Source organism: Planobispora longispora (assembly GCF_016863135.1).
GTDB lineage: Bacteria > Actinomycetota > Actinomycetes > Streptosporangiales > Streptosporangiaceae > Planobispora > Planobispora longispora.
Map to the genome: position 1 here is coordinate 284,664 of NZ_BOOH01000021.1, position 20,446 is coordinate 305,109.

The 20,446-nt window shown below is 74.4% G+C and carries 19 protein-coding genes; 10 read left to right on the forward strand and 9 right to left on the reverse strand.

Features of this window, described 5'->3' with window-relative positions:
* The first annotated feature begins 51 nt into the window (after positions 1-51).
* The 3 genes from Plo01_RS15235 to Plo01_RS15245 all read left to right on the forward strand — a co-directional run bounded on the left by Plo01_RS15235 (position 52) and on the right by Plo01_RS15245 (position 4,695).
* Complete coding sequence (locus Plo01_RS15235; protein WP_203891216.1) at positions 52-3,207, forward strand: ATP-binding protein; 3,156 nt, start codon at positions 52-54, stop codon at positions 3,205-3,207.
* 127 nt (positions 3,208-3,334) lie between these two features.
* Positions 3,335-4,486, forward strand: coding sequence for a cytochrome P450 (locus Plo01_RS15240; protein WP_307837379.1), 1,152 nt, complete (start codon positions 3,335-3,337; stop codon positions 4,484-4,486).
* Positions 4,483-4,695, forward strand: coding sequence for a ferredoxin (locus Plo01_RS15245; RefSeq protein WP_373871688.1), 213 nt, complete (start codon positions 4,483-4,485; stop codon positions 4,693-4,695). Before Plo01_RS15240 ends, Plo01_RS15245 begins: the two co-directional genes overlap by 4 nt.
* 138 nt (positions 4,696-4,833) lie before the next feature.
* Here the strand turns inward: Plo01_RS15245 and Plo01_RS15250 are convergent, their stop codons facing one another.
* Genes Plo01_RS15250 through Plo01_RS15260 form a run of 3 tightly spaced genes read right to left on the reverse strand, consistent with a single transcriptional unit; the run spans position 4,834 to position 7,948 of the window.
* Entirely contained in the window at positions 4,834-5,679 is an 846-nt protein-coding gene (locus tag Plo01_RS15250; RefSeq protein WP_203891218.1) for a sugar phosphate isomerase/epimerase family protein, read from the reverse strand.
* Positions 5,676-6,809 (reverse strand): dihydrodipicolinate synthase family protein, encoded by a 1,134-nt coding sequence (locus Plo01_RS15255; protein WP_203891219.1) that lies wholly within the window; start codon positions 6,807-6,809, stop codon positions 5,676-5,678. Before Plo01_RS15255 ends, Plo01_RS15250 begins: the two co-directional genes overlap by 4 nt.
* Positions 6,806-7,948: a Gfo/Idh/MocA family protein gene (locus Plo01_RS15260; protein WP_203891220.1), complete on the reverse strand. Its 1,143-nt coding sequence runs from the start codon at positions 7,946-7,948 to the stop codon at positions 6,806-6,808. Before Plo01_RS15260 ends, Plo01_RS15255 begins: the two co-directional genes overlap by 4 nt.
* Positions 7,949-8,249: 301 nt before the next feature.
* On the opposite strand from Plo01_RS15260, the gene Plo01_RS15265 reads away from it, so the two are divergent.
* Both Plo01_RS15265 and Plo01_RS15270 read left to right on the forward strand, forming a co-directional pair.
* On the forward strand, positions 8,250-9,284 hold the full coding sequence (locus Plo01_RS15265; protein ID WP_203891221.1) for an ion channel: 1,035 nt from the start codon (positions 8,250-8,252) through the stop codon (positions 9,282-9,284).
* A gap of 164 nt (positions 9,285-9,448) precedes the next feature.
* On the forward strand, positions 9,449-9,853 hold the full coding sequence (locus tag Plo01_RS15270; protein ID WP_203891222.1) for a hypothetical protein: 405 nt from the start codon (positions 9,449-9,451) through the stop codon (positions 9,851-9,853).
* A gap of 63 nt (positions 9,854-9,916) precedes the next feature.
* Here the strand turns inward: Plo01_RS15270 and Plo01_RS15275 are convergent, their stop codons facing one another.
* Entirely contained in the window at positions 9,917-11,122 is a 1,206-nt protein-coding gene (locus Plo01_RS15275) for an ROK family transcriptional regulator (RefSeq protein ID WP_203891223.1), read from the reverse strand.
* Between the two features lie 68 nt (positions 11,123-11,190).
* Here Plo01_RS15275 and Plo01_RS15280 point away from each other — a divergent pair, with 68 nt between their 5' ends.
* The 4 genes from Plo01_RS15280 (at position 11,191) to Plo01_RS15295 (ending at position 13,673) form a co-directional block, all read left to right on the forward strand.
* A complete protein-coding gene (locus Plo01_RS15280; protein WP_203891224.1) occupies positions 11,191-11,454 on the forward strand; it encodes a SemiSWEET family sugar transporter in 264 nt (87 codons plus the stop codon).
* A 35-nt stretch (positions 11,455-11,489) separates the two neighbouring features.
* Positions 11,490-12,362: an HAD-IA family hydrolase gene (locus Plo01_RS15285; RefSeq protein WP_203891225.1), complete on the forward strand. Its 873-nt coding sequence runs from the start codon at positions 11,490-11,492 to the stop codon at positions 12,360-12,362.
* A gap of 88 nt (positions 12,363-12,450) precedes the next feature.
* Entirely contained in the window at positions 12,451-12,909 is a 459-nt protein-coding gene (locus Plo01_RS15290) for a DNA-binding protein (protein ID WP_203891226.1), read from the forward strand.
* Between the two features lie 38 nt (positions 12,910-12,947).
* Complete coding sequence (locus Plo01_RS15295) at positions 12,948-13,673, forward strand: hypothetical protein (protein ID WP_203891227.1); 726 nt, start codon at positions 12,948-12,950, stop codon at positions 13,671-13,673.
* Here the strand turns inward: Plo01_RS15295 and abc-f are convergent.
* From abc-f to Plo01_RS15315, 4 genes are all read right to left on the reverse strand, one after another.
* The gene (gene abc-f / locus Plo01_RS15300) at positions 13,657-15,354 is read right to left on the reverse strand and encodes a ribosomal protection-like ABC-F family protein (RefSeq protein ID WP_203891228.1); all 1,698 of its coding nucleotides are present in this window, start codon (positions 15,352-15,354) and stop codon (positions 13,657-13,659) included. The two genes, Plo01_RS15295 and abc-f, sit on opposite strands and share 17 nt — an antisense overlap.
* 313 nt (positions 15,355-15,667) lie before the next feature.
* Complete coding sequence (locus Plo01_RS15305; RefSeq protein WP_203891229.1) at positions 15,668-16,894, reverse strand: HRDC domain-containing protein; 1,227 nt, start codon at positions 16,892-16,894, stop codon at positions 15,668-15,670.
* Positions 16,891-17,487 carry a DUF3000 domain-containing protein gene (locus tag Plo01_RS15310; RefSeq protein ID WP_203891230.1) on the reverse strand — a complete coding sequence of 199 codons (597 nt, stop codon included), beginning with the start codon at positions 17,485-17,487 and terminating at the stop codon, positions 16,891-16,893. Before Plo01_RS15310 ends, Plo01_RS15305 begins: the two co-directional genes overlap by 4 nt.
* A gap of 69 nt (positions 17,488-17,556) precedes the next feature.
* Positions 17,557-17,769, reverse strand: a complete 213-nt coding sequence (locus Plo01_RS15315) for a hypothetical protein (RefSeq protein WP_203891231.1) — start codon at positions 17,767-17,769, stop codon at positions 17,557-17,559.
* Positions 17,770-18,212: 443 nt separating this feature from the next.
* Between Plo01_RS15315 and hemE the strand changes: the two genes are divergently transcribed.
* Positions 18,213-19,250: a uroporphyrinogen decarboxylase gene (gene hemE / locus Plo01_RS15320; protein WP_203891232.1), complete on the forward strand. Its 1,038-nt coding sequence runs from the start codon at positions 18,213-18,215 to the stop codon at positions 19,248-19,250.
* Between the two features lie 102 nt (positions 19,251-19,352).
* Here hemE and Plo01_RS15325 read toward each other — a convergent pair whose 3' ends face one another.
* The gene (locus Plo01_RS15325) at positions 19,353-20,402 is read right to left on the reverse strand and encodes a DUF4349 domain-containing protein (RefSeq protein WP_203891233.1); all 1,050 of its coding nucleotides are present in this window, start codon (positions 20,400-20,402) and stop codon (positions 19,353-19,355) included.
* Positions 20,403-20,446: the final 44 nt, after the last annotated feature.

Sequence of the window (20,446 nt, forward strand, 5' to 3'; positions counted from 1 at the left end):
CCCGGAGATCTCCGCCGCGCGGGTTCCGGCCGTGGGGGCGAGAATCGAACCATGCGCTTCGAGGTGCTGGGCCCCGTCCGGCTGGCGGGCGAGGACGGCGATCCCGTCGAGGTCCCCGGGCCTGGGCTGCGCGCGCTGCTGGTCGCGCTCCTGGCCGACCCCGGCGCGACGGTCTCCGCCGACCGCCTGATCGACGTCCTGTACGGCGAGCGCCCCCCGCCCGGCGCCCACCGCTCCCTGCACTCCCAGATCTCCCGGCTGCGCAGGCTCGGCGTCGCCGTCGAGCTGCTCCCGTCCGGCTACCGGATCGCGGCCCGGCCCGAGGACGTCGACGCGCACCGGTTCGAGCGGCTGGCGGGGGAGGGGCGCGCCGCGCTGGCGGCGGGGGAGCGGCGCGGGGCGCTCGCCCTCGTGGAGGAGGCGCTGGGGCTGTGGCGCGGGCCGGCGCCCGAGCCGCTGGCCGGGCGGCTGGCGGAACTGCGGCTCGGCGCCCTGGAGGACCGCTTCGAGGCGGGCGGCGGCTCGGTGGCCGAGATGCGGGCGCTGCTGGCCGAGCACCCGCTGCGGGAACGGCTGTGCGGGCTGCTCATGCGGGCCCTGCGGGCGGAGGGACGGCGGGCCGAGGCGCTGGCCGTCTTCGAGGACACCCGGCGCGTGCTCGCCGAGGAACTGGGCGCCGACCCCTCACCCGACCTGGCCGGGACGCACCTGGCCATCCTGCGCGGGACGGACCCGGCCGGGGAGCCGGCTGGGAAGCCGGCCCGGGAACCGGTCAGGCGCGGCGTCCGGGCCCAGCTCACCAGCTTCGTGGGGCGTCGGGAGGACGTCCTGCGCATCCGCGGGCTGCTGCGGGAGCGGCGGCTGGTCACCCTCACGGGGCCCGGAGGGGTGGGCAAGACCAGGCTCGCGACCGAGGCGGCCGCCGGCCTCGACGCCGAGGTCTGCTTCGCGGAGCTGGCCCACCTGCGCGACGGCCGCGACCTGCCGCGGCTGCTCCTGGGCGAGCTCGGCGTCCGGGAGACCGCGCTCCGCGTGACCCGCCCGCCCGAGCCGGAGGAGCGGCTGGTCGCCGCGCTCGCCGCGCTCGCCGGGCGCGACCTGGTGCTGGTCCTGGACAACTGCGAGCACGTCGTGGAGGACGCCGCCCGCCTGGCCGACCGGCTGCTCGCGGCCTGCCCGGGGGTGCGGGTGCTGGCGACCGGCCGCGAGCCGCTCGGGATCACCGGGGAGGTGCTGCTGCCCGTGCACCCGCTGCCGGAGGAGCTCGCCCTGCGGCTGCTGCGGGACCGGGCGGCCGCCGTACGGCCCGGCTTCGACTCCGGAGCCTCCGGGGACTCCGAGGACTCCGGGGAGGAGGCCCTGCTGCGGATCTGCCGGGCGCTGGACGGGCTGCCCCTGGCGATCGAGCTGGCCGCGGCCCGGCTCCGCTCGATGGACGCCGGGGAGGTGGCCGACCGGCTGGACGACCGGTTCCGGCTGTTCACCGGCGGCAGCCGTACGGCGCTGCCCCGGCACCGCACCCTCCGCGCGGTCGTGGCCTGGAGCTGGGACCTGCTGGAGGAGCCGGAGCGGGTGTTCGCGCGGCGGTTCGCGGTGTTCGCCCGCGGCGCCACGCTGGAGGCGGCCGAACGCGTCTGCGGGGACGGCGGCCGGGACGCCCTCGATCTGCTGGCCGCGCTCGTGGACAAGTCGCTGATCGAGGTGGCCGGGGGCCGCTACCGGATGCTGGAGACCATCCGGGTCTTCTGCGCCGAGCGCCTGGCCGAGTCGGGGGAGGAGGAGCGGCTGCGCGAGGCCCACGCCGGCCACCTCACCGCGCTCGCCGAGCGGGCCGCCCCGGAACTGCACGGCCGGGACCAGCTGGTCTGGTTGCGCCGGCTGGCGGCCGAGGAGGACGAGATACGCGCCGCGCTCCACCGGGCCATCGGGTCCGGGCGGAGCGGGTGGGCGCTGCGGCTGGTCGCCGCGCTGTGGTGGTACTGGATGTTGCGCGGCATGCGGATGGAGGGCCGGGCGTTCGCGGAGAGGACTCTCGCCATGGTCGGCCGGACGCCGCCGCCCGGCATGGAGGAGCAGTACGTCATGTGCGTGCTCTCCGTGGCGATCGTGAACACCTCGGACCGGGAGATGATCGACCAGGCGGAGCGGCTCGCCCGGGCTTTGCCGTCCGGCTCCGGGCACCCGATGCTGCTCATGCTCGGCTCCCTCGTCACCATCGCCGGAGGGGAGTACGGGGTCGTCGGGGAGGACGTCCTGCGGGCCACCACCAGCTCCGACCCGTGGACCCGCGCGATGGCCCGGCTGATCCTCGGTTTCGTCCGGCTGAACTCCGGCCTGGTGGCGGAGGCCGAGGAGGAGTTCGCCCGGTCGCTGGAGGGGTTCGCCGACCGGGGCGACCGGTGGGGCATGGCCCAGGCGCTGCTGTCGATCTCCGAGCCGCAGGGCTGGCGGGGCGAGCACCGCGAGGCCGTGGCGACCGTCGAGCGGGCCATGGGCCTGATCGAGGAGCTCGGCTCGCCCGAGGACCGGGTCTTCCTGCTGTGCAGCCGGGCCGCCGAGCTCCTGCGGATCGGCGATGCCGAGGCCGTGGCCGCCGCCGCGGCGGACTGCGCGGAGGCGGCCGGGATCGCTCGCGGGCTCGACGTCCCCGAGGTCTGGGTCACGGTCCGGCTCGGCCTGGCGGGTGTGGCCCGCCGGAACGGACGGGTGGAGGAGGCCGGTGAGCACTACGAGCTGGCCCTGGCGGGGTGCGAGCCGCACTGGGGCGGGGTGGAGCAGGCCAGGGCGCGGGCCCTGACCGGCCTCGGGCGGGTCGCGGAGAGCCGGGGTGACCTCGGCGCCTCGCTGCGGCGCCACCGGGAGGCGTTCTGCCTCGCCGCCGGCGCCGGGGACCGGCCGTCCGCGGCGTCGGCCGCCGAAGGGCTGGCGAGCCTGGCGCTGGCCTGCGGGGAGGCGGCGCGGTCGGCGTTCCTGCTGGGCGCGGCGCGCGCGCTGCGCGGGCTGGCGATCTGCGACCCCGAGGTGCGGGAGACGGGCCGCCGCGCGCGGGCCGCACTGGGGGATCACGGGTACCGCACGGCCTACGACGAGGGCGCCGGGATGACCGGTGACGCGGCGCTCACCGCGGTGACCCGGTGGTTGTCAGCGCCGGGTCGGCTCGCGGTGAGCGCCCTCGCGCACCGTGGAGGGCATGACGACGAATCCTGAAATTTCCGGGCACCCCGTCCGTCCTGAGCCCTCCGCGCGCCTCGAAGGTCCGGAGCACCCCGCGACCGCCGTGCCTTCGGAACCCGTCGCGTGTCCCGAGCCCGCCGGTCCCTCCGGCCTGTCCGAAGTGCCGCTCAGGAGAACCTGCCCGTTCGACCCGCCCCCCGGCCTGGCCGAGCTGCGCGCCGCCGAACCGATCACCCGGCGGGTGATGCCGCTCGACGGCACCGAGCTCTGGCTGGTCACCAGCCATGACCTGGTCCGCCGGATGCTCGCCGACCCCCGCTGGAGCTCCTCGCTGGACGGCGGCCTCAGCCCGGAGCAGCCCCTGCACGTGACGCAGCCGGAGCCCGGGATGTTCATCAGCATGGACGCCCCGGAGCACGGCCGCTACCGGCGCATGCTCACCGCCCACTTCACCGTCCAGCGGATGAACCGGCTCCGCCCCAGGATCGAGCAGATCGTCGCCGAGCGGCTGGACGCGATGGAGCGCCTGCCCCGCCCGGTGGACCTGGTCGCCGAGTTCGCGCTGCCGGTGCCGTCCCTGGTCATCTGCGAGCTGCTCGGCATGCCGTACGAGGACCGGGCCGAGTTCCAAGCGGCCGCCCGCGTGATCGTCGACATGACCGCCTCGCCCGAGCAGATCGACGCCGCCGTGGCCGGGCTCGCCGCCCACCTGGCGAAACTGATCGCCGCCAAGCGGGAGGAGCCGGACGACGCGCTCATCGGCGAGCTCATCCGAGAGGGAGCCCTCACCGACGGGGAGCTGGTCCAGATCTCGATGCTGCTGCTGGTCGCCGGGCACGAGACGACCGCCAACATGCTCGGCCTCGGCACGCTGCTGCTGTTGCACCACCCCGACCAGCTCGCGCTGGTCCGGGAAGGCGCGCCGGGAGCGGCCGACGAGCTGCTGCGCTACCTGTCGATCGTCGACCTGGTGATGTTCCGCGGGGCGAAGGAGGACCTCACGCTGGGCGGCCAGGAGATCAAGGCGGGGGAGTTCGGCCTGGCCTCGCTCGCGGCGGCCAACCGCGACCCCGCGCTCTGCGAGGACCCCGACAGGCTCGACGTCACCCGGCCCAAGACCGCGCACGTCGCGCTGGGCTTCGGCCCGCACCAGTGCCTCGGGCAGAACCTCGCCCGGCTGGAGCTGGAGATCGCCCTCCAGGCGCTGCTGCGGCGCTTCCCCGGGCTGAGGGCGGCCGTGCCGCTGGAGGAGGTCCCGGTCCGGGAGAACGCGGCCATCCACGGGGTGCACAGCCTCCCGGTGATCTGGTGAGCGCCGTGGACGCCGCCGTGGAGGTCACCGTGAACCGGGAGAGCTGCTGCGGCGCCGGGCAGTGCGCGCTGGCCGCGCCCGAGGTCTTCACGCAGAGCGAGGAGGACGGGCTCGTGGTCCTGCTGGACCCGAACCCGCCCGCGGAACTGCACGACGCCGTGCGCAGGGCCGAGTCGCACTGCCCGACCCGGAGCGTCACCGTGCGGTGAGCCGTGCCCGGCAGTGCCCGGCCGCCCCACGGACCTCCACGACGGACCCGCGCTCCGGGCCCTCACCGCGGGCCACCGGTACGGGGCCTGCCCGGCGGGCCCGCCGTACGCCGTCGTACGGCGGGCACGTCCGGCGCCTCAGAGCCCGATGAGCTCGCCGAAGCGCGCCTTCACCCGGGCCAGGACCTCGTCGGGGTCGGTGGCCCACACGTCGGCGTTGAAGATCTCCACCTCGACGTCCCCGGTGTAGCCCGCGGCGGTCACGGCCCCGGTCAGCGAGGTGAAGTCGATCACGCCGTCGCCCATCACGCCCCGGCCGAGCAGCGCGTTGGCCGGGATCGGGTGGAGGAAGTCGCACACCTGGTAGGAGGCGATCCGGTCGCCGGCCCGGGCGATCTGCGCGAGGACGTGCGGATCCCACCACACGTGGAAGGTGTCCACGACCACCCCGACCTGCTCGGAGGGGTACGGCTCCGCCAGGTCGAGCGCCTGCTCCAGGGTGGACAGCACCGCCCGGTCCGCGCAGTACATCGGGTGGAGCGGCTCCAGGGCCAGCCGCACGCCGCGCTCGCCCGCGTACGGCGCCAGCTCGGCCAGCGCCTCGGCGACCCGCTCCCGGGCCCCGGCCAGGTCCCGGTCGACCCCTCGGTCACCGCTGCCCAGCGGCTCGTCCGGCACCACGCCGGGCAGTCCGCCGACCACCATGACGAGGCACCCGGCCTCCAGCGCGGCCGCCTCGTCGATCGCCCTGCGGTTGTCGTCGAGCGCCTCCGCGCCGCCGGAGGTGAGGAAGCCGCCCCGGCACAGGGACGAGACCCGCAGCCCGGCGTCCCGGACCAGCTTCGCGCTCTGCTCCAGGCCCTGCCGGGCGACGTCCTGCCGCCACAGCCCGATGGCCTCGACGCCGTGCCGCACGCACCCTTCCACGGCCTCGGCCACCGACCACCGCTTCGTGGTCCACTGGTTCAGCGAGAGACGACTCACCGCCCGTTCACCGCCAGCAGCGACCGCATCCGGTGGACGGCCAGCTCGGGGTCGGCGAGCAGGCCGGCGGCGTCGGCCAGGCGGAACACCTCGGCCAGGTGCGGCAGGGACCGGCTCGCCTGCGCGCCGTTGACCATGGCGAAGGCGTCCTGGTGGCCGTTGAGCCAGGCCAGGAAGACGATGCCGGTCTTGTAGTTGTACGTCGGCGCCTCGAAGATCTTCCGCGAGAGCGGGACCGTCGGGGCCATGATCTCCTCGTAGCGGGCGAGGTCCCCGGCGTCGAGCGCGGCCAGGGCCGCCGCGGCGGCCGGGGCGATCGCGTCGAAGACGCCCAGCAGCGCGTGGCTGCCCGAGGCGATCAGCGACGGGTAGTTGAAGTCGTCGCCCGTGTAGAGCTTGACCCCCTCCGGCAGCGCCGCGCGCAGCCCGATCTCGTGGTCGGCGTCCAGCAGCGAGACCTTGACCCCGTCCACCATCGGCGCGTGCTCGCGGATCAGCTCCAGGAACGACGCGGTGGCCTCGGCCACGTCCCGCGAGCCCCAGTAGCCCGCCAGCTGCGGGTCGAACATCTCGCCCAGCCAGTGCAGGATCACCGGCCGGTCGGCCGCCGCCAGCAGCTTGCCGTAGACCGCGTGGTAGTCCTCCGGGCCGCGGGCGATCCGGGCGAGCTGGCGGCTGGCCATGACGATGACCCCGGCGCCGGCCTTCCGCACGGTCTCGATCTGCTCGGTGTAGGCGGCCACGACCTGGTCGAGGGTTCCGGCGTCCGGCGCGTGGTCGGTGCCCGCGCCGCAGGCGACCAGCGTGGCGGGGTCGCCGAAGTCCGCGGCCTCGGCCGCGCTGCGGCGGATCAGCTCGCTCGTCGCCGCCCAGTCCAGGCCCATGTTGCGCTGGGCGGTGTCCATGGCGTCGGCCACGCGCAGGCCGTGCGACCACAGGTGGCGGCGGAAGCGCAGCGTCGCGTCCCAGTCGACGGCGGCGGGGGAGCCGGGGGTGTTGTCGCCGAGCGGGTCGGCCACCACGTGCGCGGCGGCGTAGACGATCCGGCTCCGCGGGGGACCGGCGGGCCGCTCCCAGGTCACCGGCTCGCGCAGGGTGTACTCCCCGCCGGGGAGGACGATCCGGGTCACGGCTCCACCGCCAGGCGGCGCCCCTCGGCGGAGGAGCGCAGGCCGAGCTCGGCCAGGCGCACGCCGCGCGCGCCGGAGGCGAAGTCGTGCGGGAACGGGGCGTCCTCCAGGACGTGCCGGACGAACATCTCCCACTGGATCTTGAAGCCGTTGTCGAACTCGGCGTTGTCGGGCACCTCCTGCCAGTCGTCGCGGAAGCGCGCGGTGACCGGCAGGTCCGGGTTCCAGACCGGCTTGGGCGTGGCGGCGCGGTGCTGGAAGCGGCAGTTGCGCAGGCCCGCGACGGCGCTGCCGTGCGTCCCGTCCACCTGGAACTCCACCAGCTCGTCCCGGTTCACCCGGACGCTCCAGGAGGAGTTGATCTGCGCGATGATCCCGCCCTCCAGCTCGAACACGCCGTAGGCGGCGTCGTCGGCGGTGGCCGTGTAGGTCTCGCCCTGCTCGTCGACCCGCTCGGGGATGTGGGTGACGGCCTGGGCGTAGACCGAGTTGACCCGGCCGAACAGGTTCTCCAGCACGTAGGCCCAGTGGGGGAACATGTCGAGCACGATGCCGCCGCCGTCCTCGGCGCGGTAGTTCCACGACGGGCGCTGGGCGGTCTGCCAGTCGCCCTCGAAGACCCAGTAGCCGAACTCGCCGCGCACCGACAGGATCCGGCCGAAGAAGCCGCCGTCGATCAGGCGCTTGAGCTTGAGCAGGCCGGGGAGGAACAGCTTGTCCTGCACGACGCCGTTCTTGATGCCCTTCGCGGCGGCGGCCTCGGCCAGGGCGAGCGCGTCCTCGACGGTCTCGGCGGTCGGCTTCTCCGCGTAGATGTGCTTGCCGGCCTCGATCGCCTTCAGCACGGCCTTCACCCGGGCCTGGGTGACCTGGGCGTCGAAGTAGATCAGGTTGTCGTCGTCGGCCAGGGCCGCGTCGAGGTCGGTGGTCCAGTCGGCGATGCCGTGGTCGGCGGCGAGCTTCTCCAGCTTCGCGGCGCTCCGGCCCACGAGCACCGGCCGGAGCAGGACCCGCTCGCCGTCGGACAGGGCCACGCCGCCCTGCTCGTTGATGGCCAGGACCGACCGGACCAGGTGCTGGCGGTAGCCCATACGGCCGGTGACGCCGTTCATCACGACGCCGATGCTTCGGGGGGACATTGTCGGAGCCTCCTTTGGAAAGCGCTTTCCCTGCTTACCGTACGGCAGCCGCGACGACCAGGCAAGCGCTTACCTGAGGGGTGGCCGTGGAACGCGCCACGTTTTCCGTCCGGCGGTGTCATCCTGGATGCGGCGAGGGCCGTGCGACCCCGGAGGAAGGCGCCGTGCGGAGCCGCGGACGGGGGTGGGCGAACCTGGCGGCGCGGCGGTACAGAACCGAGGCGGATGTCCGTATCGTGGTTGTTCACACGGGTCCGTCCAGCGAAGGGGTGGATGCCACCGCCGCATCCCAGGGGGGAACGTGCCGATCTTCATCCTCCGCCTGCTGGCCCGGGCCAGGCTGCTGGGGACGTGGTGGACGCCCGCGGCCGTGCTCGGCTTCGTCTACCTGACCAGCTGGCCGCTGATGGCGCTCGCCGAGCCCCGGGGCAGCGAGCTCGTCGAGCCGGCCGCCTACTGGTGGTACTTCGTGGTCACCGCGGCGACCGTCGGCTACGGCGACCTCTCCCCGGAGACGGCAGGGGGCCGCGTCGTCGGCGTGTACGTCATCGTCGGCGGCATCGCGGCGCTGACGGCGGTGTTCACCAGGCTGGCGGCGGTGTTGGAACGATCGAAGGGACGACGGATGAAAGGCGCCGTCACGGTCGAGGCCTCGGGCCACATCGTGATTCTCGGATACACCCCGGGCCGGACTGAGCGCATCGTCGAGGAGCTGATCGCCGACGGTCCGTGCGAGATCGTCCTGTGCGCGTGGGAGGACGTCCAGGCCCACCCCATGGCCGACCACGACGTCACGTTCGTGCGCGGCGAGCTGACCGCGGAGGAGGTGCTGCGCCGGGCCGGCGTGCAGCGGGCGCACAGCGTGCTCGTCGACGCGCACGACGACAACGAGGCGCTGGCGGTCACGGTGACCGCCGACCACGTCGCCGAGGGCGCGCACCTGGTCGTCGCGCTGCGCGACATCGGCCGCGCCCAGCACCTGCGCTACGTCGACGAGGCCGTGCGCTGCGTCCAGTGGCACAGCCCGCACATGATCACCGAGGAACTGAAGGACCCCGGGATCACCGAGGTCTACACCGAGCTGATGACCCACGGCGGCGCCGGCACCTACTCGGCGCACCTGCCCGCGTCGCTGGGGCCGGTGCCGGTCGAGCGCTGCCAGGTGGCGCTCGGCCGGACGTACGGGGCCACCGTGCTCGCCGCCCGCGCGGACGGCGAACTGCTGGTCAACCCGGACTGGCGGGCCGTGCTCCCGCCCGGAGCCCTGCTCTACTACGTCAGCTCGCGCCGCCTCACCCCCGAGGAGATCACCAAGGCCCTGGGCGCGGCGGAGTGAGCGGCCGCCGGCCCGCGACCTGTTCCGGCGTGCGGGAACGCCGCTGAGGACCTGCGGCTGAAAGCGCTTCGCAAGGCGTGTGCGCTATCTGTCGGGCGAGCGGGACCGGGGTGCGCGGGGCATCCGGAACCGTCGTGAGCCCGCTCCCTTCCGAGGAGGCCCTCATGGCGCATTCGGATCAGCCGGCCGTACCGGCCGGGAAGCCGTTCTGGAACAGACCGCCGATATGGCTCCGTGCTCTCGGTGTCCCGATCGCGCTGGCGGTGACCCTGCGGATGTTCGACGGACGCGGTCTGTCCATGGCCGTCGTCGCGGGGGTCGTGTACGGCGCGCTGGCGATCGGCCTGCTCGCGTGGGACCGGTTCGTGATCTGGGGCCGGGAACACCCCCTGCTCGACGTCCTGGCCTCCGGGCCCGTCATGTTCATCACCCTCGCCCTCGTCACTCCCCTGTCGCCGGCGGTCTGCGCGGCGACGGCGGCGGGGTTCACCGTCCTGCTCGCCGTCCTCAAGCACCTGCAGCGCCGGCGGCCGTCGCAGTCCGGGACCGGTCCCGCCGGCCCGTTCTGAGAGGGCGGACCTCCCGCTCGCGGGCTCCCGTCCCCGGCGGCGGCCGTCCCGGCCGGTGACGTCTCAGCCGGGTTCCGGCGCGGGCCGCACGTCCGTCCTCCAGGAGTCGAGCCCGGCCTCCGACAGCACGGTGTCGAAGGCGAGCTCCGCCGCCCCGCGGAGGCTGCCGTCCTGCGGGAACGCGGCGCGGATCAGCGGGGGCGGGTCGTGGCGGCGGAAGCGCATGAGTCCTGACCGGTAGGCGGTGCGGACGGAGTCCCCGGCGAGGTCGAAGATCGACGCGGCGACCCCGGAGAGCGTCACGATGCGGGGATCCAGCGCGTTGACGAGGCCGCCGATGCCGCGCCCGAGGTTGCGCGCCACCTGCTCCAGCGCGGCCCGGGCCGCGGGGTCGCCCTCCCCGGCCCGCCGCAGCACGGCGTCGGCGGCGCTGCGCGGGGCGGCGGGGGGCGGGTCGCCGAGGATGCGGGCCAGCGCCCGCCCGTCGACCTCCAGGTCCCAGCATCCGCGCGCGCCGCACGGGCAGGGGCGGTCCGGGTCGCCGAAGGGCAGGTGCCCGAACTCGCCGCCCCCTCCGGTGCTGCCGACGGCGGCGCGCCCGTGTTCGAGCACCACGCCGCCGACGCCCACCTCGATGGCGATGTGGAGGGCCACGTCGGCCCCGGTCGCGGCGCCCCGGCGGGCCTCGGCCACACCGGCCATCGTGGCGTCGTTGCCGAGGACGACGGGGAGCGGGGCGACGCGCAGCCGCGCCGCGACATCGACGTCCCGCCAGCCGAGGGTGGCCGACTCCACCAGGCGGCTCCCGCTGACCGTGCCCGACACGGAGACCCCGATCGCCCGCAGACGCGTTCCGAAGGCCGTCCGGGCCTCGTGGAGGGCCTCGGAGATGCGCGACAGGACCTCCTCGGCGCCCTGCCCCCGGTGCCGCTCCAGCCGCAGGTGCTCGAACTCGCCGCCCACGTGGGCCACCGCGAGCCGCCAGGACTCGTAGGAGACGTCCACCGCCGCCACCACCGGTCCCCGGTCGTGGCGGCGCACCGCGCGGGTGGGGCGCCCGCGGGTCCCGGTCGGCTCGGCGGCGGTCTCCTCGACCAGGCCGAGCGCGCGCAGCCGCGCGACGATCTCCGTCGCGGAGCCCCGGCTCAGGCCGAGGTCGCGGGCGAGCTCGGCGCGGGTCGTCTCCGGGTGGAGGTGGACGTGCCGGAGCACGTCGAGCATCCCCCGCACCTGGAGGGCGCGTGCCCGCCCGATTTCAGCGGCTCTCATGGAGGGGATTGTGTCAACTTTCCCGGCGCGATTATGCTCGTGAGGCGAACATAATTGAAGGAGAAGCCATGGTGACCGTTATCGGGCTGCTGGCCGGGGTGCTGACCACCGCCTGCTGGTGGCCGCAGCTCCACCGGTCCTGGCGCACCCGCTCGACGGACGACCTGTCCTGGTCCTACCTGGTGATGCTGGCCGCGGGCGTGGGCCTGTGGCTGGTGTACGGCGTCGCCGTGGGGGACGCGGCGGTCACGACGGCCAACGGGGCCACGTTCGCGGCCCTGGCGGTGCTGATCGGGATCAAGGCGCGGAGCGCCCGCGAGGCGAAGGGGTGACGGGTGCGCCGATACGAGAGGAGGGGACGGCGGGCGTGCTGACACAGGGCGATGGGGCCGTACTGGCACAGGGGGCGGGAAGCGTCGTGGCGCAGGGTGAGGAAAGCGTCATGGCGCAGGGCGAGGGGATCGTGGTGGCGCAGGGCGAGGGAAGCATGGCGGCACGGGGCGAGAGGGTCATGGTGACGCAGGGCGACGGAATCGTGGTGGCGCAGGGCGAGGGGATCGTGGTGACGCGGAGCGAGGAGGCGGCGGGCGTGCTGGAAGGCGTGCGCGCCGTCCTCCTCGACATGGACGGCACCCTGGTCGACTCCGACGCCGCGGTCGAGCGCTCCTGGCGGACTTGGGCCGTGCGGTACGGCCTGCCGGAGGACGCCGTGGTCGCCGCCGTCCACGGATATCCCGCCCCCACCTCGATCCGCCGCCTCCTGCCGCGGCTCTCCGAGGAGGAGGTCGCGGACGCCGCGCAGGTCCTGCTCGACCTGGAGTGCACCGACCTCGACGGCGTCGTGGCCGCCCGGGGAGCCGGGGAGCTCCTGGCGGTCCTGGCCGAGCGCGCCATCCCGTGGGCGGTCGTCACCGGTTCCGGCGCGGGGCTCGCCGAGGCCCGGCTCGCCGCCGCCGGCATCACCCCGCCGCTCCTGGTCTCCCTGGACGACGTCGCGGTCGGCAAGCCCGACCCGGAGGGCTACCTCATGGCGGCGGCGGAACTCGGCGTCGCTCCCGCCGCCTGCCTGGCCGTCGAGGACTCCGATCCCGGGATCGCCGCGGGCCGGGCCGCGGGCATGCCGGTCGCCGCCCTGCGCGGGCTGAGCGGCGATCTTTCGATCGCCCACCTGGGGGAACTCGCCGCCCGCCTGGGCGCCCGCGACGCTCGCGACCCGGCGCCGGCCGGTCGCCGATCATGATCACGTACCTCTGTCCACGGTGAATATTGAACAAAGTGTTTAAATCAAAATATTGACAAGACGTCGTTGACACGTCATCGTCGGAGACATGGTTTCCACTCCGCAGTCTTCCGACGATCCCTTCACCGCGCCCGATCCCGGCCGGACCCGGGCCGAGAGGGAGGCCGAAGCCCTCTTCCGGATCGCCGATCGGCACGCGGCCACCGCGCGGCAGCGTCACCGCCAGGTGCATCCGGACGTTCTCGGCCCGCACGAGGCCGTGCGGCTCGTCTCCTTCCTGCTCTCGGGCGCGGCTGCGATCGAGGACGGCGAACCGCAGGTGGACCGGGCCGACCTGGTGGCCGCGCTCACCCTCCTCCCACGGGTCCGCGCCGAATTCGACGACGTGGAGGCCGGTCTGCTGAAGATGGCCCGGGGGCGCGACATGACCTGGCAGGAGATCGCCTTCGGCCTCGGCCTGGGCAGCCCGCAGGCCGCCCGCCAGCGCTACGAACGGCTCATCGGCAGGGGAGCGGAACCGGTGGACGAGGCCGGGGAAATCCGATAGGGATACCGGGTCCTTACGGATCTTGATGGGACTGGTCCTTGTCCAGCCGTTCTGCGCCTCTCTGGTGGATCGTCGCGATCCTGCTGGCCGCCCCGACCTACGCGGTGATCGATGCCCAGTCGCCGAGCTCGTGGGCCGTGGCGCTGGCCTACGGAGCGATCGGGGGGTGCGTGACGCTGGCGGGCCGGGCCCGGCGCCCGGATGTCTCCGGCGGGGCCCCGGGAGAGCCGTTGCCGGCGCGACTCCGGCGCCACGCGCTGCCGGTGACGGCGGTGGCCGTGGCGGCGCTGCCGTCCGTGGCCAACGCCGCCACCGGCCGGGTCACCTGGATCGGAGCCGAGACGCCGCCCGGGGCGTACGGCGCACTTCTCGGCCCGACCGGACTGGAAATCGTATGGATTTTCGCCGACCTGCTGGTCGGGATCGGGCTGATGGCCGTGGTGGTGGCGTTCGCCGTGCGAGGAGGCCGCCGAGCCCCGCGCGTCGCCGCCTCCGCGCTGGCCGCCGTCGCGGTGATCGGTGTTCTCTCCGCGGAGCCGTTCCCGGGCGTCATGGCCCCGGACGTCGAGCAGCCCCTCATGCCGACGGACGACTCACGCCTTGAGGAGCTCCACACGGGGATCCTGGAGGGCGCCATCCGGCTGGTGCCGTCCGCGGACGTAGGCGTCTCCCCGGCCTGGTTCAGTCTCGCGTACGGCATCGCCGCGGTCCTGGTGCTCCTGCACGCCCGCCCCACGGCCGGGCCGGTCACGCGGCGGTCGTGAGGCGGCCCTCGCGCAGGGACAGGCGGGTGCCGGTGAAGCCGCTGCGGAACCTGCGGTCGTGCGAGACCACCACCAGCGCCCCGGGGTATTCCGCCAGTGCCTCCTCCAGCTCCTCCACCAGTGAGAGGGACAGGTGGTTGGTGGGCTCGTCCAGGATCAGCAGGTCCGCCGGGCGGACCACCAGCCGGGCCAGCTCCAGCCGCCGCCGCTGGCCGACCGAGAGCGCCGCCTCGGGACGGGCGAGGTCCTCCCGTGTGAACAGGCCCAGGGAGAGCAGCCGGCCGGCGTACTCCTCGGGCGCTCCCGGCAGGCCCTCGGCGAAGGCGCCGAGCACCGTGCGCCGGGAGCAGGCGGCGGGCAGCTCCTGGCGGAGGTAGCCGATCCGCCGGGGCCGGTGGACCGCCCCCCGCTCCGGGATCAGCTCGCCGGCGAGGACCCGGAGCAGGGTCGTCTTGCCCGCGCCGTTCGGCCCGGTCACCAGCACGCGCTCGCCGGGGGCGAGGCCCAGGCTCTCGACGTGCAGCCGGTCGCCGACCCGGACGTCGTCCATCGCGGCGACGAGGCCGGCGCCGGGCTCCGGGCAGAGGCCGCCGGCCGCCCCGCGGGCGACGGAGGCGTCGGAGGCGGCGGTTCCGCCGATCCTGGCGGTGAACCGGAGCGGGTCCGGCGGGCGCGGGACCGGGTTCTCCGTCAGACGGCGCAGGCGCTCGCGGGCGTTGCGGACCTGACCGGACAGGCCCGCCTCGTGGGAGCGGCGATGCCCGGAGGTCCTGGGCCGGTCGTCGGAGCGGGCGCTGGCGGCCAGCCTCCGCGCCCCCGTCTCCGCCAGCTCCGTCTGCCTGGCGATCTCGGCGAGCCAGTCCTGGTACTCCTGCTCCCGGCGCCGCCGGGCGGCCGCCTTGGCGGTCAGGTAACCGTCCCAGCCGTCGCCGTAGCGGGTGACCGTACGGAGATCGACCTCGAAGATCGCGGTGGCGGTCCGTTCCAGGAAGGCCCGGTCGTGGGTGACGGCGACGACGACGCCCCGGTAGGCCCGGAGCCGGTCCTCCAGCCAGGACACCGACTGCTCGTCCAGGTGGTTGGTGGGCTCGTCGAGCAGGAGCAGCTCCGGCTCGGCGGCCAGGACGCAGGCCAGCGCGAGCCGGGACTGCTCGCCGCCCGACAGGCTGCCGAGCGTGCGCTCCCGGCCGATGCGCGCCAGGCCGAGGTCGTGCATGGCCGCGTCGACCCGCGCGTCGGCCTCGTACCCGCCGCGCGCCTCGTAGGCGGTGAGCAGGTCGCCGTAGGCGGCGAGCCCCTCCGCGGAGGCGTCGCCGAGGGACGCCTCCGCCTCCCGCAGGCGCCGCTCCAGGTCGCGCAGGTCGTGCAGCGCGTGGTCGACGACGTCCTGCACCGTGCTGTGCGGGGGCAGGGCGAGAGTCTGGCCGAGGTGTCCCACGCCGCCGGGGGCGGTGACGACGAGCTCCCCTCCGTCGGGAGCCTCCTCGCCGGCGATGAGCCGGAGCAGGGTGGACTTGCCCGCGCCGTTCTCCCCGATCACGCCGACCCGCTCGCCGGGACGGACGGTGAACGAGACGTGGTCGAGTACGGCGCGGCCGTCGTAGGCCTTGCCCACGTCCCTGAACGCGAGCTGGAAGCTCCGGGGAGCGGAGAGGGTGGCTGATGGGCGGTGGCGAGCCATGGCGGCCTCCGGGAAAGTGGTCTGTCAGGCGGAGACGGCCCGTCCGCGGGAAGGCCGGGAGAGCACGGGGCGCGCGCGAAGGCACGGCGGATCCGTGGGACCGGGACGGCGGAGGGCCGGAGTGATGGATGACGCGGTGGTGGACGGCGCGACGGCGCGTGCCGGGACGGCGGCGCCCGCCGGGACACGGGAGCTCAGCTCACCGTGTTACAGGGACCTCAGCCTGTTCGCGTATCCATAGAAAGACCACATACGTCCCACCATACCCAAGGGGGCCGGGCCGGGGCAGCCGAATTATCCGCGGTCCCGGCGGTCAGATCTCGCCCTTGGTCTCCAGGCGGGTCAGGGCCCTGGCCACCGGGTGGGCGGTCAGCCCGACCTGCCACTCGCGGGCGCCCAGCTCCCGCAGGCGGGCCGCGACGGTCTCGTCGTCGACGATCGGGGGCGGCTCCCACGTCAGGCGGCGCACGGCGTCCGGCTGCAGGAGGTTCTCGGTCGGCATGTGGTGCTCGTCGGCGAGCGCGGCCACCACGGCCCTGGCCGCGGCCAGCCGGCGGGCGGCCACCGGGTCGCGGTCCATCCAGCGGTTGGCGGGCGGCGGCCCGTCACCCGGGGTGCTGGGCTGGGGCAGCTGGTCGTCCGGGAGCGTCCGGGCCCTGGTGATCGCGGCCAGCCACTCGCGCAGGTGGCGGCGGGCGCTGCGCCCGGTGAACGGGGTGATGTCGGTCAGGGCCTTGGTGGTGCGGGGCAGCTCCACGGCGGCGGTGACGATCGCGGCGTCGGGCAGCATCCGGCCCGGGGCCAGGTCGGCCTCGCGGGCGAGGCCGTCGCGGAGCGTCCACAACTCCCGGACCACGGCCAGCCCGCGCGTCGAGCGGACCTTGTGGATGCCGGAGGTTCGCCGCCAGGGGTCGGAGCGGGGGACCGGCGACTTGGAGGCCAGCACCCAGGCGAACTCCTCGCGCGCCCACTCCAGCTTCCCGCTGTCGGCCAGCTCCTTGTGCAGCGCGTTGCGGAGCTCGACCAGCACCTCGACGTCGAGCGCGGCGTAGCGCAGCCAGTCTTCCGGGAGCGGGCGGGTGGACCAGTCGGCGGCCGAGTGCCCCTTCTCCAGCCGGAACCCCAGGACGTTCTCCACCATCATGCCGAGCCCCACCCGCTCGTAGCCGAGCAGCCGTCCGGCGAGCTCGGTGTCGAACAGCTCGCGGGGGTGGAAGCCCAGCTCCGCCAGGCACGGCAGGTCCTGGGAGGCGGCGTGCAGCACCACCTCGGCCCCGGCCAGCGCGGCGTCCAGCTCCGACAGGTCCGGGCAGCGGATCGGGTCGATCAGCGCGCTGCCGGCGCCCTCGCGGCGCAGCTGCACCAGGTAGGCCCGGCCGCTGTAGCGGTAGCCGGAGGCCCGCTCGGCGTCCACCGCGACCGGGCCGGCGCCCTCGGCGAAGGCGCGCACGACGCGGGCGAGCCCCGCGGCGTCGTCGATGACGGGCGGTATCCCCTCCCGGGGTTCGAGCAGTGGAACGATGGTCGTCTCGTCGGTCACGTTCTGAAGGGCTCCGGATCGTCGCGGCGGCGCGGTGACAGTGTCGCCACACCGGGTGGCAGAGGTGGGATGCCCGCCGCGAGGCACATCAGGTCACACCATGCCGACACATGTCCGGACAGGTCTTCTTCCAGGGGCGACCAGGAGGCACGCAGCTCCAGCTCCGTGGCCACCGGGTCCTCGGCCTTGTTGCCGAACCCCTCGGAGACCGCCCGGGTGACGGTGCCTCCGGCGGCGGCGTAGCCGGCGCCGTGCGTCTCGAGCGACTCGGTGAGCCAGCTCCACGCGACGGGGCCGAGCAGCGGATCCTCGGTGATCTCCGGCTCCATGTCCGCCCGGACGTAGGCGACCAGGCGGAACTGGCCGTCCCAGCCGCGCTGGCCGTCCGGGTCGAAGAGCACGATGAGGCGGCCGACCGCGAGCTCGTGGTCGTCACGGTAGACCGACGCGCCGATGGCGGCGGAGTAGGGGGCCAGGCGCTGCGGCGCCGGGATGTCCTCGAGCTCGATCTCGGGTCTGACCTCCGCCGGGCGCAGGCTGGCCACCGCGCGCCGGAAGGCGGCGGGAGCGGGCGGCGCGTCACCGAGGGTCATATCGGAAGGGTAGGCCGGAATGGAGCGCATGGGGACCACTGGGGTGTGTGGAGGAGCCATAGGGACCGATCAAACCGACACCGTCGAGCGGACGGCGGCCGGGACGCCCCGGCCGTCCGGGAGACCGAGGATCAGAGCGTGGCCGCACTCGGCGCAGGCCCACTCGGGGCACTCGCCCGGCTCGTGGCCGTCGGGGCAGGGGGGCTGCTCGAAAACCCGCTCCCCGGCGCAGGAAGCGCAGTGCTCACCGCGGTGTTCGAGCGAACTCCACATCGTGGTCATCGCCAGCCTTTCGTCGGGTCGTGGTCCGACGGTGGCACGTCACGCCGACAATTCCGCGCATCGTGCTCGGCGTGTCCTGAAAGTGGCGCCGGAATCGATGCCGCGCGGTGTTTTGGCGAACATTTGGACCAGCAGGGGACCGACCCTGGTTCATCGATGAGGGAAACTGTACCCGGAATCATGATCGCTCCACGCCTTCCCGCGCACCCGGATCGGTCGCAAGGCGTAGATCTTCGCCGTGGAGTCACCGGTGCCTGCTGGACGAAGCTCTCAAACCCCATTGAGAAGCCCTCGAACCTCTATGAGAGGTGCATCATCGTGACTTGAAGCTATCTATGGCTTCTCAAGTGTCTTGTCATCTAATTTCGGGCGATTTCGTGCAAGGCACGCCGTCCGGGGGCCGCGGAGCGCGGACCGGCCCCCCGGCATGGCACCCTGGGAGGGTGAATCCCGAGCTTGCCGACTCCCCTTTCCTGCGCGCCTGCCGCCGCCAGCCCGTCCCTCACACACCGGTGTGGTACATGCGCCAGGCGGGCCGCTCGCTGCCCGAGTACCGGGCCGTGCGCGGCGGGGTGCCCATGCTCACCGCCTGCGCCACCCCCGACCTGATCGTGGAGATCACGATGCAGCCGGTCCGCCGGTACGGCGTGGACGCGGCCATCTTCTTCAGCGACATCGTGGTGCCGCTCAAGGCGATCGGGATCGACCTCGACATCAAGCCCGGCGTCGGCCCGGTGGTGGCCGCCCCGATCAGGGACGCCGCCGCGGTCCGGACGCTGCGCCCGCTCGAACCCGGCGACGTCTCCTACGTCACCGAGGCCGTCCGCGCCCTCACCGGGGAGCTGGGCTCCACCCCGCTCATCGGGTTCGCGGGCGCGCCGTTCACCCTCGCCTCCTACCTCATCGAGGGCGGCCCCTCCAAGAACCACGACCACACCAAGGCCATGATGTACGGCGAGCCCGACCTGTGGCACGCCATGATGGACCGGCTGACCGAGATCACCCTCGGCTTCCTCCGCGTCCAGATCGACGCCGGGGCCTCCGCCGTCCAGCTCTTCGACTCGTGGGTCGGCGCCGTCGCGCCCGAGGACTACCGCGAGTTCGTCCTGCCGTACACCCGCCGCATCTTCACGGGCCTGGCCGGTCTGGACGTCCCGCGGATCCACTTCGGCGTCGGCACCGGCGAGCTGCTCGGCCTGCTCGGCGAGGCGGGGGCCGACGTGGTCGGCGTCGACTGGCGGGTCCCGCTCGACGAGGCCGCCCGCCGCGTCGGTCCGGGCAAGGCGCTCCAGGGCAACCTGGACCCGGCGATCCTGCTCGCCCCCTGGGAGGTCGTCGAGCGCCGCGCGGCCGACATCCTGGAGCGGGGCGGGAAGGCCGAGGGCCACGTCTTCAACCTCGGCCACGGCGTGCTGCCCGGCGTCGACCCCGACCAGCTCGCCCGCCTCACCGACTTCGTGCACGAGACCTCCGCCCGCTGACATCCCGGTGGGGAGCCCTCCGCGGGCGGCCCGGCCCGCGGACCTCCGGGCGCGGCCCCGCGCGGAGCGCCCCGGCGCCCCGCGCCTCGGATCCCGCCACGTCTACGGAGTGGCGCGCGGGCCCGCCGGTTCCGGCTCCCGCTCCGGCTCCGCGGCCGCCTCGTCGTCGCCGGACGGCGGGGGCGTCGCGCCGGGGTACGGCGTCCCGCCCGGCGGGAGCCCCGGCGCCGGGCGGTTCCTCCGGCGGCGGAGCAGGAAGGCCACCGCCAGCCAGACCGGCACGATCACCAGCAACCAGGGGAGCAGCGCGCCGAGGACCGTCAGCCCGATCTTGACGGCCGAGACGAAGGACTCCCAGCCCGCCTCCAGGCCGCCGAGGAACCCTCCCGGCTCCTCCACCGGCTCGGGGATCTCGGCCGCCGGGCCGATCAGGTTCAGCGTCAGCGTCGCCATGCCGGTCAGCGAGGCCAGCTTCTTCTGCCGGGCCTGGAGCGACTCCAGCTCCGCCTGGCGGCCGGCGATCTCCCGCTCGACGTCGAGCACCTGGCCGATCGTGTCCGCCCGCTTCAGCAGCGCGCGCAGCGACTCCAGCGCGGACTTCGCCGACGTCACGCGGCTCTCGACGTCGGCGACCTCCTCGGTGACGTCCTCGGTGCTCTGCTGGATCGACTCCCGCTCGCCCAGCTCCTTGCCGAGCCTGCCGAGGGCGCCGGAGTAGCCCGCGGGCGGGATCTTGAAGACCAGGGTGGAGGACGCCTGGCTGCCGTAGGCGTCCGACTTCTCCTGGGCGAGGTAGCCGCCGGCCGCGGTGATGATCTGCTTGGCCTTCTCGGCCGCGGCGGCGACGTCCTTCGCCCGGACGGTCATCTGCGCGGTGTAGATGATGGCGCGGTCGGTCGGGACCACGTCCACCGGCTCCTTCTGCCCGCCGGGCTCGCCCTGCCCGCCGGTGCCCCGCCCGCCGGACTCCGCCGTGTCGGCGGCCTTGTTCGCGGCCTCCTCGGGAGCCGCGGCGGACGCGGCCGCGGGGGCCTCGGCGCCGGACTGCGGGGCGGAGTCGGCGGACTCTCCGCCGCCCCCGCACGCGGAGGCGAACACCACTGTGGCCGCGAGGGCGATCGCCAGGCGCGGGCCGTACCGGAATCTCTTCATGTCCTTGAAGACGGACCTTCCGAGGGGCTGGTTTGACGCGGGCC

What these genes read in the sequence shown, in the direction of transcription:
- Plo01_RS15235 (WP_203891216.1), top strand. Translation starts at nt 52, where the DNA reads ATGCGCTTCGAGGTGCTGGGCCCCGTCCGGCTGGCGGGCGAGGACGGC.
- Plo01_RS15260 (WP_203891220.1), bottom strand. Translation starts at nt 7,948, where the DNA reads ATGTCCCCCCGAAGCATCGGCGTCGTGATGAACGGCGTCACCGGCCGT.
- Plo01_RS15270 (WP_203891222.1), top strand. Translation starts at nt 9,449, where the DNA reads ATGGCGCATTCGGATCAGCCGGCCGTACCGGCCGGGAAGCCGTTCTGG.
- Plo01_RS15275 (WP_203891223.1), bottom strand. Translation starts at nt 11,122, where the DNA reads ATGAGAGCCGCTGAAATCGGGCGGGCACGCGCCCTCCAGGTGCGGGGG.
- Plo01_RS15280 (WP_203891224.1), top strand. Translation starts at nt 11,191, where the DNA reads ATGGTGACCGTTATCGGGCTGCTGGCCGGGGTGCTGACCACCGCCTGC.
- Plo01_RS15290 (WP_203891226.1), top strand. Translation starts at nt 12,451, where the DNA reads ATGGTTTCCACTCCGCAGTCTTCCGACGATCCCTTCACCGCGCCCGAT.
- abc-f (WP_203891228.1), bottom strand. Translation starts at nt 15,354, where the DNA reads ATGGCTCGCCACCGCCCATCAGCCACCCTCTCCGCTCCCCGGAGCTTC.
- Plo01_RS15310 (WP_203891230.1), bottom strand. Translation starts at nt 17,487, where the DNA reads ATGACCCTCGGTGACGCGCCGCCCGCTCCCGCCGCCTTCCGGCGCGCG.
- Plo01_RS15315 (WP_203891231.1), bottom strand. Translation starts at nt 17,769, where the DNA reads ATGACCACGATGTGGAGTTCGCTCGAACACCGCGGTGAGCACTGCGCT.
- Plo01_RS15325 (WP_203891233.1), bottom strand. Translation starts at nt 20,402, where the DNA reads ATGAAGAGATTCCGGTACGGCCCGCGCCTGGCGATCGCCCTCGCGGCC.